15 protein-coding genes are annotated in these 15,471 nt (G+C 65.6%); 2 read left to right on the top strand and 13 right to left on the bottom strand.

Annotation, left to right across the window (positions count from 1 at the left end; genetic code table 11):
• Positions 1-35 precede the first annotated feature (35 nt).
• From RHPLAN_RS16145 to ccmI, 7 genes are all read right to left on the bottom strand, one after another.
• Positions 36-1,475 (bottom strand): sensor histidine kinase, encoded by a 1,440-nt coding sequence (locus tag RHPLAN_RS16145; protein WP_068031319.1) that lies wholly within the window; start codon positions 1,473-1,475, stop codon positions 36-38.
• A gap of 85 nt (positions 1,476-1,560) precedes the next feature.
• Positions 1,561-2,235, bottom strand: a complete 675-nt coding sequence (locus tag RHPLAN_RS16140; RefSeq protein ID WP_068019836.1) for a response regulator transcription factor — start codon at positions 2,233-2,235, stop codon at positions 1,561-1,563.
• A 352-nt stretch (positions 2,236-2,587) separates the two neighbouring features.
• Positions 2,588-4,087: a Do family serine endopeptidase gene (locus RHPLAN_RS16135; protein ID WP_068019834.1), complete on the bottom strand. Its 1,500-nt coding sequence runs from the start codon at positions 4,085-4,087 to the stop codon at positions 2,588-2,590.
• Positions 4,088-4,227: 140 nt separating this feature from the next.
• Positions 4,228-4,734 (bottom strand): cytochrome c-type biogenesis protein, encoded by a 507-nt coding sequence (locus RHPLAN_RS16130; protein WP_068019831.1) that lies wholly within the window; start codon positions 4,732-4,734, stop codon positions 4,228-4,230.
• Positions 4,735-4,737: 3 nt separating this feature from the next.
• Positions 4,738-6,717, bottom strand: a complete 1,980-nt coding sequence (locus RHPLAN_RS16125; protein WP_068019829.1) for a heme lyase CcmF/NrfE family subunit — start codon at positions 6,715-6,717, stop codon at positions 4,738-4,740.
• Complete coding sequence (gene ccmE / locus RHPLAN_RS16120; RefSeq protein ID WP_068019822.1) at positions 6,714-7,163, bottom strand: cytochrome c maturation protein CcmE; 450 nt, start codon at positions 7,161-7,163, stop codon at positions 6,714-6,716. The genes RHPLAN_RS16125 and ccmE overlap by 4 nt, the downstream gene beginning before the upstream one ends.
• A 1-nt stretch (position 7,164) precedes the next feature.
• Entirely contained in the window at positions 7,165-8,271 is a 1,107-nt protein-coding gene (gene ccmI / locus RHPLAN_RS16115) for a c-type cytochrome biogenesis protein CcmI (protein WP_068019820.1), read from the bottom strand.
• Positions 8,272-8,354: 83 nt separating this feature from the next.
• Between ccmI and RHPLAN_RS16110 the strand changes: the two genes are divergently transcribed.
• The gene (locus RHPLAN_RS16110; RefSeq protein WP_068019818.1) at positions 8,355-8,669 is read left to right on the top strand and encodes a YdhR family protein; all 315 of its coding nucleotides are present in this window, start codon (positions 8,355-8,357) and stop codon (positions 8,667-8,669) included.
• A gap of 4 nt (positions 8,670-8,673) precedes the next feature.
• Here the strand turns inward: RHPLAN_RS16110 and RHPLAN_RS16105 are convergent, their stop codons facing one another.
• The 3 genes from RHPLAN_RS16105 to RHPLAN_RS16095 all read right to left on the bottom strand — a co-directional run bounded on the left by RHPLAN_RS16105 (position 8,674) and on the right by RHPLAN_RS16095 (position 12,163).
• Positions 8,674-9,996, bottom strand: coding sequence for a hypothetical protein (locus tag RHPLAN_RS16105; RefSeq protein ID WP_157100300.1), 1,323 nt, complete (start codon positions 9,994-9,996; stop codon positions 8,674-8,676).
• A 329-nt stretch (positions 9,997-10,325) separates the two neighbouring features.
• Positions 10,326-11,102 (bottom strand): creatininase family protein, encoded by a 777-nt coding sequence (locus tag RHPLAN_RS16100; RefSeq protein ID WP_068019814.1) that lies wholly within the window; start codon positions 11,100-11,102, stop codon positions 10,326-10,328.
• 8 nt (positions 11,103-11,110) lie between these two features.
• Positions 11,111-12,163: a GTP cyclohydrolase II gene (locus tag RHPLAN_RS16095; RefSeq protein WP_068019812.1), complete on the bottom strand. Its 1,053-nt coding sequence runs from the start codon at positions 12,161-12,163 to the stop codon at positions 11,111-11,113.
• 328 nt (positions 12,164-12,491) lie between these two features.
• On the opposite strand from RHPLAN_RS16095, the gene RHPLAN_RS16090 reads away from it, so the two are divergent.
• A complete protein-coding gene (locus RHPLAN_RS16090; RefSeq protein WP_068019810.1) occupies positions 12,492-13,262 on the top strand; it encodes a RibD family protein in 771 nt (256 codons plus the stop codon).
• Here RHPLAN_RS16090 and RHPLAN_RS16085 read toward each other — a convergent pair.
• Genes RHPLAN_RS16085 through RHPLAN_RS16075 form a run of 3 tightly spaced genes read right to left on the bottom strand, consistent with a single transcriptional unit; the run spans position 13,223 to position 15,470 of the window.
• Entirely contained in the window at positions 13,223-14,026 is an 804-nt protein-coding gene (locus RHPLAN_RS16085; RefSeq protein ID WP_068019808.1) for a hypothetical protein, read from the bottom strand. The genes RHPLAN_RS16090 and RHPLAN_RS16085 overlap by 40 nt on opposite strands.
• Positions 14,023-15,072, bottom strand: a complete 1,050-nt coding sequence (locus RHPLAN_RS16080; protein WP_068031317.1) for a glycosyltransferase family 4 protein — start codon at positions 15,070-15,072, stop codon at positions 14,023-14,025. The genes RHPLAN_RS16085 and RHPLAN_RS16080 overlap by 4 nt, the downstream gene beginning before the upstream one ends.
• Positions 15,069-15,470, bottom strand: a complete 402-nt coding sequence (locus RHPLAN_RS16075) for a 6-pyruvoyl trahydropterin synthase family protein (RefSeq protein WP_068019805.1) — start codon at positions 15,468-15,470, stop codon at positions 15,069-15,071. The genes RHPLAN_RS16080 and RHPLAN_RS16075 overlap by 4 nt, the downstream gene beginning before the upstream one ends.
• Between the last annotated feature and the right edge of the window lies 1 nt (position 15,471).

Below are 15,471 nucleotides of genomic sequence, written 5' to 3'. Positions count from 1 at the left end.
CCGCGGTTAATTGACCATGCGCTCGTGTCGCGGTTCTAGCGCGCGGGCAATTGACGGCCGTTCCGCGGCAATATCAGGCAGGCTTTCAATCCGGGATTGTTGTCTTCGAGCTTCAATTCGCCGCCGTGCAGATGCGCCACGGCGGATACCAGGCTCAAACCAAGGCCTGAGCCCGGCTCGGTGCGGCTCTGCTCGAGCCGGACGAAGCGCTGCACCACGTGGTCGCGATCGGCTTCCGGCACGCCCGGACCGTGGTCGGCGACGCAAAGCTTGATCTTGTCACCGTCGTTGGCCGCGCTGACCACAACGTCGGCCGGCACGCCGTTGGCCGATGCTGCATCGCAAAGACCGTATTTGATGGCGTTGTCCACGAGATTGGCGAGCGCCTGGGTGAGCAATTCGCGGTTGCCGCGCATCGACAACAAGCCTTCCGCATCGACGCGGAACGCAAGGCCCTTTTCCTCTGCCAGCGGTTCGTAAAGGTCGGCAATGCCCTGCACCATCTCGGCGGCGTCGAATTCCGCCATCGGCGTGCTCGACTGGCCGGATTCGGTCCGCGCGATCATGAGGAGCGCATTGAAGGTGCGGATCAGGTCGTCGGACTCCTCGATCGTGCCCTCAAGCGCCGCGCGGTAGTCGCTGTCGTTCTTGCCCGAGCGCAACGCCTCCTCGGCGCGGTTGTGCAGCCGCGTCAGCGGAGTCTTGAGATCGTGGGCGATGTTGTCGGAGACCTCCTTGAAGCCCCGCATCAGAGTCTCGATCCGCTCCAGCATGGCGTTGAGGTTGACAGCAAGCCGGTCGAGCTCGTCCTCCGAGCCCGCGACCGGCAGCCGCCCCGACAGATCGCCGGCCATGATGGTCTTCGACGTTTCGGTCATCGCATCGACACGGCGCAGCAGGCGACGCGCGGCAAAAAAGCCGCCGAGAAGACCCAGTACAATGACGACCGCGATCGACCATTGGCCGGCAGCCAGGATGACGTCGTAAAGGCGCTCGCGCTCTTCGAGATCGCGGCCGACGAGGAGCCGGAATCCGCTCGGCAGTTGGAACACACGGACCAGTGCGTGGTGCTCGCTGCCCTCGGGATCGTCGAGCCTGCGATAGACCGTCTCGGTCCAGCCGACATGTTCGAGCACGCCCTCGCCCAGCACGCCGACATTGCCGGCAAGGCCGTCGCCGCTGAAGGTCGTGACGAGATAGAGACTCGAGCCCGGTCGCCGCGCCCGGTTGTCGATGACGAGCACCAGGCGCTGGATGCCGCCCTGGTTATATTGCTCGGCAAGTCCCGTGATCTCGGCGTCGACCGTGCGCGTGATCTGCTCGGTGATCAGCCGCCGCGTGTTCCAGGCGAAATAGCCGAGGAGACATGCCGCGAACACGGCGAAGATCGTCAGATACACCAGCGTCAGCTTGAACAGCGTGGTGTGAAACAGCTTGGTGAGCGCGTTGAACCGCGGCCAGACCCAAGCCGGCACCAGCCGGGCGGGAAGCGCGCTCGGGCGCGCCACGGTCACAGCATGAGCGTCGTGGTCCTGAACCTTTGCTGGTATGGCGACATCGTTATTTGTCACGAATCATGTACCCGGCGCCGCGCACCGTGTGCAGCAACGGCTGCGAGAATCCCTTGTCGATCTTGGAACGCAGCCGGGAGATATGCACGTCGATCACGTTGGTCTGCGGATCGAAATGATAGTCCCAGACATTCTCCAACAGCATGGTGCGGGTGACGACCTGCCCGGCATGCTTCATGAGATATTCGAGCAGCCGGAACTCGCGCGGCTGCAGCACGATCTCTTCCTTGCCGCGGCTGACCTGGTGCGACAACCGGTCGAGCTCAAGGTCGGCGACCCGGTAGACCGTGTCCTCGCTGCGGCCGCCGCGGCGGCGCGCCAGCACCTCGACACGAGCCAGCAACTCGGAGAACGAATAGGGCTTAGGCAGGTAGTCGTCGCCGCCGGCCCGCAGCCCCTTCACGCGGTCGTCGACCTGGCCGAGCGCCGAGAGAATCAGCACCGGGGTCTCGATGCCCTTGGCACGAAGCTCGCCGATGACTGACAGCCCGTCGCGCTTGGGCAGCATCCGGTCCACGATCAGGACGTCGTATTGCCGGTCGAGTGCGAGGGCCAGGCCCTCCTCGCCGTCCGGCGCCTGATCGGCCACATGCCCCACTTCTCGAAAAGCGCGGGCGATGTAATCGGCCGCGTCGCGGTCGTCTTCGACAATCAACAGGCGCATGTCGGTCCGCTTGAGTTGCGGCTGCCTGGCTTATGGCGGCTTGAGTGGCAGTTCATTTGGGGGTCGCTCCGCTTCGCGCCCCCACTCTACCCAATTCCGGCGGCTTGCGCCTCTGGGCTGAACGACCGAGTTTCATCAATCGTAAATGCAGTACGGGAGGCGGCGGATCGCTCCGCCGCCTCCCGACAACCACCCTCATCTTCGGCGGGGGCGACGGATGCCGTTAACAAGGGCGGTATAAGCGGGGACGGGTTTTCACCCGTCCCCCGGGTTCGCTCCGCCGGCGGGGGCGACGAATGCCGACGTAACGTGCCCGATTCCTTCCCGCGCCCACCGGGCGCGGCCTCTCATCTCAAGCGTGGCCGAGCGGAATGGCCACGTAACGGGTTCCCTGCTCTGACTTCACGCGCAGCAGCACGCTGTGTTTGCCTTCGGCCCGGGCCTTGCCCAGCGCCTTGTGCAATTGATCCGGCGTCGCGACAGTCCTGCCGGCGACTTCGAGAATGATGTCGCCGGGCTTGAAGCCGTAGTCGGCGGCGGGCCCCTGCGGATCGACGTCCGCCACGACCACGCCCTCGTCGCTCTCTCCAGGCGTCAGCGACAGGCCGAGCTGCGGCTCGTCATCACGGCTCTTGCGGCCCTGATCGGACTCGGCGCGAGCTTCCTTCACGTTCGGCAGTTCGCCGAGCGTCAGATCGACGCTCTTCTCGGCACCGCTGCGGACAAGGGTCAGCTTTACCGTTGTCTTCGGCGGCATGCTGCTGATGCGGCGCGCAAGATCGCGCGCGTCGATCACCGGCTTGCCGTCAACGGCGGTAATCACGTCACCGGCCTGGATGCCGGCCTTCACAGCCGGACTGTCCTTCTGCGGCTCGGCGACAAGCGCGCCTGCTGCCTTTTTGATGCCGAGGCTGTCAGCCAGTTCCTGCGTCAACGGTTGGATCTGCACGCCGATCCAGCCGCGCGTCACAGAGCCCTTGTCCTTGAGCTGAGCAACGACGTTCTTCACGGTATCGGCAGGGATCGCGAAGGCGATGCCGACCGAGCCGCCGGACGGCGAGAAGATCGCGGTGTTGACGCCGATCACGCTGCCTTCGGTGTTGAACGTCGGTCCGCCGGAATTGCCCTTGTTCACCGGTGCATCGATCTGCAGGAAATCGTCGTACGGGCCGGCGCCAATGTCGCGTCCGCGAGCCGAGACGATCCCTGCTGTCACGGTGCCGCCGAGGCCGAACGGATTGCCGACCGCGAGCACCCAGTCGCCGATGCGCGGAGGCGCGTCGGCAAGTTTCACGTAGGGGAAGTTGTCGCCGTCGACCTTGATCAGCGCCAGGTCGGTGCGCGAGTCGGTGCCAATCACCTTGGCGCTATGCACCTTGCCGTCGTCAGTCGAAACCTCGACGGTCGTGGCCTTGTCGACCACGTGATTGTTGGTCACCGCATAACCATCGGCGGAGATGAAGAAGCCCGAGCCCTGCGCGCTGCCGAACTTCCGGCCGCGCGGCGCCTGCGGGCCGCCTTCCGGCGTGCCGAAGCGCTTGAAGAAGCGCTCCATCGGCGAACCCTTGGGGAACGGCAGTTCATCGCCGCTCAGGTCCTGGCTTTCCATGCGCATCTTCACGCGCACCGAAATCACCGCAGGTTTCACCTTCTCGACGATGTCAGCAAAGCCGATCGGGCGGGCAACGTGCTCGGCCTCCTGCGACAGGTTCTGCGCATAGGCGAGCGGGGTATAGGGAGACAGTGCCGGCACGGCGAGGAACCCACCGACCGCGACTGTCGCGACCGTGGCGGCCAGCAGAAGGCGGCGCAAGGGCAGAACGCGCGCTTTCTTTTGAGGGGCCGGGTTCATCGGTTCTTCCGTCTGATGACGGCGGCGCCGGGCGCCGCGTACGGACGGAAGATGGGAGCTTGAGCCTTACCGAGCAGTGGCGGCCGTATTAATCTTTGGTAAGGTGGAGAAGTAGGGATTTCCCTTACAAATCCAGCAACTTACTGCGAATTCGGCGTGGATGGCCGCCCCTGCTCCAGGAGCGCTGCAAGGCGCGTCCGTTCGGCGTCCGTCAGAGGCTTTTCGCCGACCGCAATGGGATTACGGTCGCGCCTTCGCTTGAACGAAACGAGGGCCAGGCCGCCGAGCAGCAGCACCGCGGCGGGGGCGAGCCAGAGGATCGCTGTGTCCCAGCCGAAGCGCGGCCGGAGCAGCACGAACTGCCCGTAGCGGTCGGTCAGGAAGTCGAGCACCTGCTGGTCGCTGTCGCCGGCCTTGAGCCGCTCACGCACCAGGAGCCGGAGATCGCGCGCCAGCGGCGCGTCGGAATCATCGATCGACTGGTTCTGACAGACCATGCAGCGCAACTCGCGCGACAAGTCGCGTGCCCGCGTCTCCAGCGCCTTATCGGGCAGGATTTCGTCGGGCTGCACGGCAAACGCCGGTGACGCGATCAGGCAGGACGCCGCGACCAGCAAACCCAGGAATGTCCGAGCCGCGGCCCGCATCGCTCACTCCGCCGGCTGCATGACCGCACGACGGGCGGGCTTCGGCGCACCGATCCGGAGACGGCGATCGGACAGCGACAAGGCGCCACCGGCAAACATCACCACGGCGCCGAGCCAGATCAGCAGCACCAGCGGCTTGTGATAGAGCCGGATCGCAATCGAGCCATCCTGTTCGACGTCGCCCAGCGACAGATAGAGCTGGCTGAAACCGCGCGTGAGCAGCGCAGCCTCGGTGGTTGTCATCTGCCGCGTGCCAAAGCTGCGCTTGGAAGGCTCCATCGTGGCGATCGCCGAGCCGCCTTGCCGCACTGTGAACTTCGCGGTGAGCTCGCGATAGTTCGCGCCCTGCCGCATCCGCGTGCCTTCATACGTCAGATCGTAGGAGCTGATCGAAACGCCCGCGCCGGGTTTCATCGACATGATGCGCTCGGTGCCCCAGGTCGAGGCGCAGACGATGCCCAGGAGAGAAACCCCGAGGCCGAAGTGCGCCAGCGCGGTGCCGAAGGCCGAGCGCGGCAGGCCCCTCGCCCGAGCGATCGATGTGGCAAGCGGCGACTTGAACAGGCTCATGCGCTCGACGAGATCGGTCAGCGCGCCGGCCATGGCAAACACCGCCAATCCGATGCCGAACGGCGCCAGCACCGGCCCGCCGGAGGTCGCCGCAAAGGTCGCGGCAATACCGATGAGCGCGAGTGCCGCCGCGCCCATCAGCCGCTGCCCGACGCCGAGCAGATCCGCACGTTTCCACGGCAGCAGCGGCCCGAGCGGCAACACCAGAATCAGCAGAATGAAAATCGGCCCGAAGGTCAGATTGAAGAACGGCGCCCCGACCGAGATCTTCTCGCCGTTAAAAGCCTCGAGCGCCAAAGGATAAAGCGTGCCGAAGAACACCGTGGCGCAGGCCGCAGTCAGCAGCAGGTTGTTGAGCACCAGCGCGCCCTCGCGCGAGATCGGCGCGAACAGCCCGCCCTGCTTCAGCATCGGCGCCCGCCAGGCGTAGAGCGCGAGGCTGCCGCCGATGAACAGCACCAGAATGCCGAGGATGAACACGCCGCGCGTGGGATCGCTGGCGAAGCTGTGCACAGAGGTGAGCACGCCGGAGCGGACCAGGAACGTGCCGATCAGCGACAGCGAGAACGCCAGGATCGACAGAAGAATGGTCCAGACCTTCAGCGCGTTGCGCTTCTCCATCACCACGGCGGAGTGCAGCAGCGCGGTCCCGGCAAGCCACGGCATCAACGAGGCGTTCTCAACCGGATCCCAGAACCAGAAGCCGCCCCAGCCGAGCTCGTAATAGGCCCAGTACGAGCCCATCGCGATGCCGACGGTGAGGAACATCCAGGCCGCGAGAGTCCACGGCCGCACCCAGCGTGCCCAAGCCGCGTCGATGCGCCCCTCAATGAGCGCCGCGACCGCAAACGAGAACGAAATCGAGAAGCCGACATAGCCGAGATAGAGAAACGGCGGATGCACCGCGAGGCCGAAGTCCTGCAGGATCGGATTGAGATCGCGCCCTTCGAACGGAGCCTGCGGCAACCGCAGGAACGGATTCGAGGTGACCAGGATGAACAGATAGAACGCCGCCGCGATCCAGGACTGCACCGCCAGCACCGTGGCCTTCAGCGTCGCCGGCAGGTTTCTCCCGAACGCCGCCACCAGCGCGCCGAACAACGCGAGGATCAGGACCCAGAGCAGCATCGAGCCCTCGTGGTTCCCCCACACGCTAGTGAATTTATAGATGAGCGGCATCGCCGAATGCGAATTCTCGAACACATTGCTGACCGAGAAGTCCGAGCCGACATAACAGGCGGTCAGCGCCGCAAACGATGCGGCGACGAAAGCAAACTGGGCGAGCGCGGCGGGAGTGGCCACACCCATCAGCGTGTCGTCGCGAAATCTTGCGCCGAGCATCGGCACGATCGATTGGATCAGAGCGAGACCCAGCGCCAGCACCAGCGCGTAGTGACCGAACTCTGCGATCATTTCTTCTTCCCGTAATCTTCCTGCCAGTGGCCCTGCTTCTTCAGCGCGTCGGCCACTTCCTTCGGCATGTACTTCTCATCGTGCTTGGCGAGCACGGAATCCGCCTTGAGCATATTGCCGGGTTCGAGCGTGCCTTCGGCGATCACGCCCTGCCCTTCGCGAAACAGGTCCGGCAGGATGCCCTGGTAGTTCACCCGCATCGCATTGTTGCCGTCGGTGACCTCGAAGCGCACCGCGAGCTGATCGCCGCGCTGGAGCGAACCCGGCTTGACCAGCCCGCCGAGGCGAATGCGGCTGCCGGGCTGGATGTGCTTTTCCACGACGTCGCTCGGCGAGTTGAAGAACACGATGGAGTCCTTCAGCGCAGACAGCACCAGGCCGGCCGCCAGCGCCAGCACGCCGAGACTGCCGCCGATCAGAACAAGGCGCCGTTGCTTGCGCGTCATATCAGCCTTCGAGCCCCAGTTCCTTGATCAACTCATCCAAGTGGCGGAGCCCATCGTCATTGCCGTTGAGCGCGCGGCGCGCATCGTCCGCAGAGGCCCGCGCCTGATCCTTTTCGCCAAGCACCGTATAGGCGCGCACCAGGCGCAACCAGCCGTCAACGTCGGAACCGTCCTGCTTCAAACGCTCCGACAGCCGCGTGACCATACCGCGGATCATGGTCTCGCGCTGCTCGGGCGACATCTCGCCAGCCGCAGCCACATCCGCCGCGTTTGGCCCAGGCGCCGCGGTCGCGGCAGATGGATCAACACGCACCAGCGACTCGCGCACGAAACCCGCCCATCCGGAACCCGGCGGCGCGCTGGCCAGAAGCTTGCGCCAGATCTCGGCGGCGTCTTTCGGCCGGCCGTCCTGCTCGGCGGCAAGCCCCGCAAAATAGCGCCCGCGGAAATCGTCGGCGTCGAGTTTCAGCGCGCGATCGAACGCTGCTTTCGCTTCGGCGGTGACGACACCATTGGCGGCGGCGGTCAACGCTTCGCCGAGATCGGCCTCGCGCTGCGGGCTCGATCCAAGAAACTTCAGCGCATTGCGCCGCGCCGTCACCGCGTCGTCGTAACGGCCCATTCGCATATAAACCGGCCCGACCACCTCCCAGCCGCGGCCGTCCTCCGGGTTCTGTTCGAGATGCGCTTCGATCCGGGCGACGAGTTCGGGAATCGACTGTTGCCCTGGCGCTTCGCGCCGCGCCGCGAGCGGTTGCCCCGGCAGTTCCGGCGAGCCCAGCGTCAGATAAAGACCCGCGGCTCCGAGTGGCAGCAGAACCAACGCGACGACCGCGACCGCCCGGCGGCGCTTCGAACTCGCCACGGCCGGCGCCGCCGCCGGCGCATCCGCCGCCGCGAGCAGCCGGCGCGACACCTCGATCCGCGCCGCCTCCGCTTCGGCCTCCCCGATCAGACCCGCGGCGCGGTCGCGCCCGATCTCGTCGAGCTGGTCGCGATAGACCGCCACGTCGCTGCCCGAGGCAAGCGGCCTGTTCCGCGACAATGGCCACAACACCGCGAAAATCGCGGCGGCCGTCATCAACGCCATCACAAACCAGAGTGTCATGGCGCTGGGTTTACATCACCGGCCACGGGGCCGAAAATAAGAATTCGCGTCCACCAAGCTCAAGCCCTCGCCGGAGGTCTAAAATGATCGTGACCATTACGACATTTCAGCTGCCGAAGCCCGCAACGCTTGCCGAAATCACCAAAACTTTCGAGTCCACCGCCCCGAATTACCAGGGCATCCCGGGACTGATCCGAAAGACCTACTTCATGAGCGAGGACGGTCGCAGGGTCGGCGGCGTCTATGTCTGGGAGAGCCGCGCTGCGGCAGACAAGGTCTATACGCCGGAATGGCGGAAGTTTGTCGAGGGCAAATACGGCACGCCGCCGCAGGTCGAATACCTGCATGCGCCGGTCGAGGTCGACAACACCAAGGGAACGATCAGCGTCGCGGCCTGATGTATCAGGCGCTTTTGCGTTCGGCGTGAGACGCCACTTCGGCTGCCTTCGCGAGCAGCGAGGCGTATTCCTGGCCGAACACCTTGCCGCAGAAGCGCACCGCGGCATCGATCTGCGATAGGCGAAACGTCCGCTCATGGACGGGCGCCACGCGCAGCGCATCGAGCAGCGCGCGCGTGCCGCTGTCGAGCAGGTGCTGCAATTCGTTGAAGCTTCGCTGCGTCACCTCGTTGATGGCGAGCTGGCTGGCGTATTTCCGGCAGGTCAATACGAACACGATCAGCGCCTGGGTCTCGTCGACCTCATGCGGATCGAGTCTTGAGTTGGCCCCGATTTCCTTCGACGGGCGCGGCCGCACCAGCCGCCGCACCCGGCCGGGCATCAGCTCGATTTCGCTGGAGAGAAGCCTGGCGATATCGGTGTGCAACGTCGCGAGCTGCCGGCTCCAGTTTGAATCACCAGACAGATCGAGCTCGGAACGGAGCCCGCGCAGGGAATCGTGGATTTCCTTGAGCAGGGCCGACACGGCAATGCCGCGGCCACTCTTGAGATCGCCGGCCAGTTCGCGGACGCGGCGGTCGATCTCCTCAAGCACGATGTCGACCGTCACGGCATAAGGCGTCTCAGCGATGCGCTTGGCGTCGTCACCGCCGGCCACTTTGGTGGCGAGCCGGATCAGCTGCCAGGGCGCGGCCAGCCGCGTCAGCGAGATCAGCAGCGCATAGATGAAGAGATGATCCCGGTTTCCGATCGTTTCATCGAGCTGCGACCGGACGCTATCCGCCACCGGCCCGCCGAACGTGCCGATGTAGCCCGGCAGCTCCTGGCCGAGCTTGGCCAGTGCATCGCGGCCGCTCAGGATTTCACTCAACGTCTTGATGTCATCGGCCGCGCGCGAGGTCCCGAGCTCGACGCTGAGACGTCCGCGATCACGGTCGGTTGCGGTGGCGAGCACCTCTCGGACGCGTCGCAGCACGCGGTCTTGAAACTCATGCGCCGCCTGTTCGGCGCGGCCGAAGTTGCCGGCCAGCATCGCATCGTCGACCAGGAGCGCATAGGCTCGCGCGTCCTCGGGCATCAGCGTGTTGTTGATCCACAGCCACATGGGCTCGAGCGTGGAGCGCGCGATGCGGCCGCGATGCCCGTGATCCGGCCCGTCATCGACCAGGAAAGGCTCGAGCGGATGAAAGAACAGCCGCGCATTGTCGTCGAAACGGGTGATGCGGACGCTGCCCTCCCGCAAGCTCCTGCGGAGCTCGGCAAGCACCATGTCGGCGCCCTGAGGGCTCGAGCCGTGCAGCACCCCGCGCTCGAGCTCGGCAATCAAACGGGCCCGCGCTCCGGGTTTCAGCTGCCGGAGGTAGGCACGCAACTTTTCCGCGGCAGGGTGACCCTGACCCAGCATACGCACCACTCGCGCTTGGTCCGGACCAATGGATAAAACTGTCGGATTAAGAACGCGTTAGAGCTTACAGAAACCGATTTAAACATCGATATTTCAAAGAGATAACTCACCTATTTGGAGTCATATTGAAGCGTTCGATGGGCCTGGATGAGGTCAGCCCAAGATTTCGATTTCTTCGAGATAACAGCTCTTTAGAGCCACATGCTCTGGCACCGACTGAGAATGACGGCAGCGCCGGCGAACAGGAACAATCAGGCCTTCCGGTTCTCACGAAGCTGCCGCAGCACCGCGCCGGCCACATCGACCACGCGCGAAACGATCGCTTGGCCATGCTCGACCGATGCGTCGCGGGCATCGCCAATAACGCCCTGCTCCGCGATCCGCTTGTCGTCGCTCGACCACGGCCAGCTCGTGGCCGGATCGAGCACCAGCGCGTGGATGGCGGCGCCGCTGGACGGGCCCCTGGTGTCGGCGAGACGCTCCTTGCGGACGAGTTCGGGCGCCAGCGCCAGCATCGCCGACGTCTCGTCGCGACCGGCGTGAATCTCCGGCACCGCCGCATCGGTCACAGGGCTGATCAGGGCGCCGAGATGCAACGTGCCGACGTTGAGCCCGAAGTCGGCGCGGAATTCGCGGCCGAGCGCTTCGAGGATGCCGCGGTTGCCGCCATGGCCGTTGACGATCAACAGGTTTCGGGTCGGCAGCGAGCGCGCGATCTCTCGGCCGAGATCGCGCAGATAGGCCGTCATGCCCGAGATCGACAGCGACAGCGTGCCTGGCGCCCAATCGTGCTCGCGCGAAAGGCCGGCGCTGACCACCGGCAATTGCCAGAGGTCGAGGGTCTCGCCCCAGCGCTCGACAATCTTTCCTGTGAGGGCCTCGGCCAGCACGCTGTCGGTGTTGAGCGGCAGATGCGGGCCGTGCTGCTCCATCGACCCCATCGGCAGGCACAGGATCGAGGTCTCGCGCAGCGAGGAGCGGACCTCCTGGAAGGTCAGATGTCCGAGCGCTCGCCTGCCTGCAGCCATCGGCGGGCTTACGACCCGACCGGCTCGTCGCTCTCGGACGTTTCGTTCAGCGAGGCGATGACATGTCCGAGCTGATGGCCGGCGCGCACCGCCTTGGCGGCGAGGTAGCGGCGGTTGTCGGAATTGATGGGCGTCTCGATCGGCATGCGGTCGGTAATCTCAATGCCAGCCTTGGACAGGCCATCGAGCTTGGCAGGGTTGTTGGTCATCAGCACGATGCGGGTGCAGCCCAGCATCTGCAACATCCGCACCGCAACGCCATAGTCGCGCTCGTCATCGTCGAAGCCGAGCGTGGTGTTGGCGTCGACGGTGTCGAGACCGGCGTCCTGCAGCTTATAGGTCCTCATCTTGTTGGCGAGACCGAGCCCACGGCCCTCCTGGGCCAGATAGAGGATCACGCCGCCGCCAGCCTCCTGCAGCCGCGCCAGCGCAAGCTTGAGCTGGTCGCCGCAGTCGCAGCGCCTGGAGCCGAACACGTCGCCGGTGAGGCAAGCCGAATGCAGGCGCACCGGCACCGGCTTGGACAAGTCCGGCGTGCCGACGATCACCGCGACGGAGTCGTCGCCGAGCAGGTCGCGGAACACCACGAAGCGGGTGCGCACGCCCGAGTTCAATGGCACATGGGCTTCACCGGCGATCGTGAGCGACTGCGTCGCCTCGGCGCGGAAGCGTGCAACCACGTTGGCTTCCACCGTGACAACGGGCGGATTGTGCGAGGCGAGTGCCCCGACCGTGGTGTCGGCAACCAGCACCGCCGGAAGAATCTGGGCGAGCTTGACCAATTCGATCGCGGCACCAGCGGCCTTGCCCGCGGGTTCCGGCAGGAAGGCGTGATTGGACACGGCTTCGGCAGACAGCGTCAGGATTTGATTGGCATCGACATCGTCCATCATCTCGAGCGCCACCGGCTCGTCGGTGTCGATGCCGAGCGATCGGGCGCGGAAACCGGTGAGCACCAAGCGTGGGACGATCGGCGCGCACAGCGCGCGGAACGCGGTGAGCCTGCTCTTGTCCAGCCCTTCAACCGGCAAGCAAAGCAAAGCCTCGCCGCTGCTGTTCACGACGATCGGACGCCCAGCCCGGAACTCCGCCAGCCCTCGTCCAACTCCAACTTGCGCACGCGTTCCAAACAGAATCGAACCGGCGGTCGCCCCGTTATCGTCCCGCATTCTGAAAATTCACTCCTTGGCGCACCACCACGCCCCCGACTAATAACCCTGGGTATAGCGTGGCCATTCCCCGTCATATTGTGGAACCATTATGACAAGGTCAGTCCCTTGATGTCTTGGCTTTGGTGATGTCCTGGCTTTGGTAAACCTTTGGCCGGTCCGACCCAAGAGGGGGTCGGACGAATAACGCCGAAAATGATGAATTAAGGCAAGCAGATCGATGGATTCCTGGTCCGGCGTTCCGGATGCGTTTCGCGTCACCGACGGACCCTTGCCGGCTCCCTGGGAGGCGCTGTTCGGTCCGCTGCGCCGCAGCAAGATTGACGATATGGTCGTGGTCGCCCAGATCGGCCAGTCCTTGGACGGGCGGATCGCGACCGAAACCGGCCATTCTCACTATATCAACGGACCGGAGGCACTGGCGCACCTCCACCGCCTGCGCGCGCTGGTCGATGCGGTGGTCATCGGCATCGGCACGGCGCTCGCCGACAATCCGCAGCTCACCGTAAGGCGCGTGGCTGGTCCGCAGCCGGCGCGGGTCGTGATCGATGCCCGCGGGCGCCTGCCGTCAGGCGCAAAACTGCTCGCGGCCGACGGCGTCCGGCGGCTGGTGCTGGCGGGCCCCGGCGCCAAGCCGCCGCTGCCTGCCGACATCGAAGTGGTCCCCCTGCCCCGCGCCGGCGGCGAGATCGCGCCTTCGGCGATCCTGGCGGCACTCGCCGAGCGCGGGTTCCGTCGCGTGCTGATTGAAGGCGGCGCCAACACCATCTCGCGATTTCTGGCCGCGAAATGCCTCGACCGGCTCCACGTCATGGTGGCGCCGATCATCTTGGGCTCCGGCCGCGCGAGCTTTGCGTTGCCGCCGATCGAACGCGTCGACGAGGCCGTGCTGACACCGATGAAGCTGCACCGGCTCGGCGACGACGTGCTGTTCGACTGCGATCTTTCCGCTCAGCGCGAGCCGGTCGGCCTCGCGAACAAATCGATGTGACCGACCCGGATCGTGGAGCGGCCTGCGGCGACAAGATCGCGGCGGCGGGTGAGCCAGGACACCACCTCGGGCAACGGCACGGTGCCCATCTCGCGCGCTGCGGTGGCCCAGCCGGTTAGAGTCTCGAGCTGGATCTCTCGATCGTTCGGCCCGAACACCCAATCCGAGGCGCCCTGCACCACCGCATAACCGACGCGCTCGAAGCGCTGCGGCGCAAGCTTCGCGGCGTCAGGGCCGAGCGCCGGACCGAAGCCTTTATCGGTGCGCTGATGCTGATTGACGGCGGCAACGATCGCACCGTCGCCGGGATCGGACGGCGTCATGTCGACACGCCCGTCATAGCTCAATGCCGCATAGACCGGCAGCCGTCGCGCCGCGACTTCGACCGCAAGCCGATTGAGCCAGGCGTCGGACACGAGATCGAGCAGCGCCGAAGTGGTGACGAGATCGGCTGGGCCATCGAGCGCAGCCTCGAGATCGCGCTCGAGATCGACCGGCGTTGTGCTGACCATGAGGCCGGGCGGCCGCGACTCCGGCGTGCGGGCGAGCAGGCTCAGGTCGTTGTCGGCGAGCCGCCAGTTCTGCCGCGCCTTGAGCCGTGGCGACAGCGCACGCAAGGTCGAACCGGTGCCGCAGGCGAGATCGGTGATCGCAACCGAAGAACGATCTGCGAAGGCCTTGACCACTGCGTCGAGCACTGCTGCGTTGCGGGCACGGCGGTCGTGCGGCTCGCGAAGCTCAAGCCAGGATGCGCTGAAGCTCATACGGCCGCCTCGATGGCCTTGGCGACGAGCTTCGCGGAATCGCGCCAGGTCGGCAGTTCTTGCGCCGCCGTGCGCGCACCATTGGCGAGCCACTTCCGCTCGGTTGGATTGGCGATCAGCATGCGCAGCGCGCGCGACAGCGCCTTGACGTCCTTCGGCTCGACCAGGATGCCGGCGCCGGGCGGCACCGTGTCGGGGATCGCGCCGCCGGTGGTGCCAATCACCGGCAGGCCATGCGCCAGTGCTTCGGCAAAGGCCATACCGTAGCCTTCGAAATGCGAGGCGAGCACGAATATGTCCGCTCCCGCGTAGAGCGCCTCGATGCGGTCGGGCGGCAGCGCGCCGAGCACGTCGATGCGCCCGCCAAGGCCGTGCTCATCGATCGCCGCGTCCAGCGCCGCGGCCGCAGCCGGATCGCGGGTGCGATCGCCGGCGATGGTGAGATGCCAGCGCAAATCCTTCAGGCTTGCGAGCGCGGCCACCAGAATGTCGAAGCCCTTGCGCGGCACGACCGCACCGATTGAAAGAAGTCGCAGGGTGCCGTCCTTGCTGCCGGTCGCGGCCGGGGCGCGGTCGGTGCCGGGACATGCCGCGGTGATGCGGTCGGCATCCACGTCGTAGCTGTCGACCAGCATGGTCGCGGTCGATGGGCTCGTCACCACCACCCAGCGAACGTGTGACAGCGCTTCGCGTTCGGTGCCCTTGAGGTCGCGCGCTTCCTCGGGCTTCAAGCCGGTCTCCAGCGCCAGCGGATGATGCACCAGCGCAATCAACGGATTGCGATCGCGCAATTCGCGCGCGGCCTCGTCCATGACGCCAAAGGCGAGCCCGTCGATCACGATCGGACATCCTTTGGGCACTTCAGCGAGCTTGCGCTTTGCCGCGGCCTTGGTTTCCCAGGTCGGCCGCGGAAAGCCTTCGCCGAGATTCACCACATCGACCTGCCAGCCCATCCTCTGCAGCTCAGCGATGATGCGGCGATCGTAGGCGTAGCCGCCGGTCGGTGTCGCAAGATCACCGGGCACCGCGAACGCGACGCGGTTCACCACAACGGCGCCTCGTACGATGCGCGGGCCACATGCGACTCCGAGATGGTGATGCGGATCGCTTTGAGCTCACGGCCCGGACGGCCGAGCCCATCGCCGCGGGCGGCTTTCGCGAGCTGATCGTAGATGTGCTTGGTCAGGAACTCGGTCGTGGTGTTCTTGCCCTTGAACTCCGGCACGTCATCGAGGTTTTTGTAGTTCAGCGGGCCCAACGTGGCCTTCAGCACCTCATGCGCCCGGCCGATGTCGATGACGATGCTGTTTGCATCGAGCGTGTCGGCGATGAAGGCGGCATCGACCACGAAGGTCGCGCCGTGCAACGCCTGCGCCGGGCCGAACACCGCGCCGCGGAACGAATGGGCGATCATGATGTGATCGCGGACTTCAACTGTGAACACA

This window comes from Rhodoplanes sp. Z2-YC6860, from assembly GCF_001579845.1.
Lineage (GTDB): Bacteria > Pseudomonadota > Alphaproteobacteria > Rhizobiales > Xanthobacteraceae > Z2-YC6860.
This window is presented reverse-complemented; position numbering and strand designations above follow the sequence as displayed.

What these genes read in the sequence shown, in the direction of transcription:
- RHPLAN_RS16140 (WP_068019836.1), bottom strand. Translation starts at nt 2,235, where the DNA reads ATGCGCCTGTTGATTGTCGAAGACGACCGCGACGCGGCCGATTACATC.
- RHPLAN_RS16110 (WP_068019818.1), top strand. Translation starts at nt 8,355, where the DNA reads ATGATCGTGACCATTACGACATTTCAGCTGCCGAAGCCCGCAACGCTT.
- RHPLAN_RS16130 (WP_068019831.1), bottom strand. Translation starts at nt 4,734, where the DNA reads ATGCGGGCCGCGGCTCGGACATTCCTGGGTTTGCTGGTCGCGGCGTCC.
- RHPLAN_RS16125 (WP_068019829.1), bottom strand. Translation starts at nt 6,717, where the DNA reads ATGATCGCAGAGTTCGGTCACTACGCGCTGGTGCTGGCGCTGGGTCTC.
- RHPLAN_RS16135 (WP_068019834.1), bottom strand. Translation starts at nt 4,087, where the DNA reads ATGAACCCGGCCCCTCAAAAGAAAGCGCGCGTTCTGCCCTTGCGCCGC.
- ccmI (WP_068019820.1), bottom strand. Translation starts at nt 8,271, where the DNA reads ATGACACTCTGGTTTGTGATGGCGTTGATGACGGCCGCCGCGATTTTC.
- RHPLAN_RS16085 (WP_068019808.1), bottom strand. Translation starts at nt 14,026, where the DNA reads ATGAGCTTCAGCGCATCCTGGCTTGAGCTTCGCGAGCCGCACGACCGC.
- RHPLAN_RS16100 (WP_068019814.1), bottom strand. Translation starts at nt 11,102, where the DNA reads ATGGCTGCAGGCAGGCGAGCGCTCGGACATCTGACCTTCCAGGAGGTC.
- ccmE (WP_068019822.1), bottom strand. Translation starts at nt 7,163, where the DNA reads ATGACGCGCAAGCAACGGCGCCTTGTTCTGATCGGCGGCAGTCTCGGC.
- RHPLAN_RS16090 (WP_068019810.1), top strand. Translation starts at nt 12,492, where the DNA reads ATGGATTCCTGGTCCGGCGTTCCGGATGCGTTTCGCGTCACCGACGGA.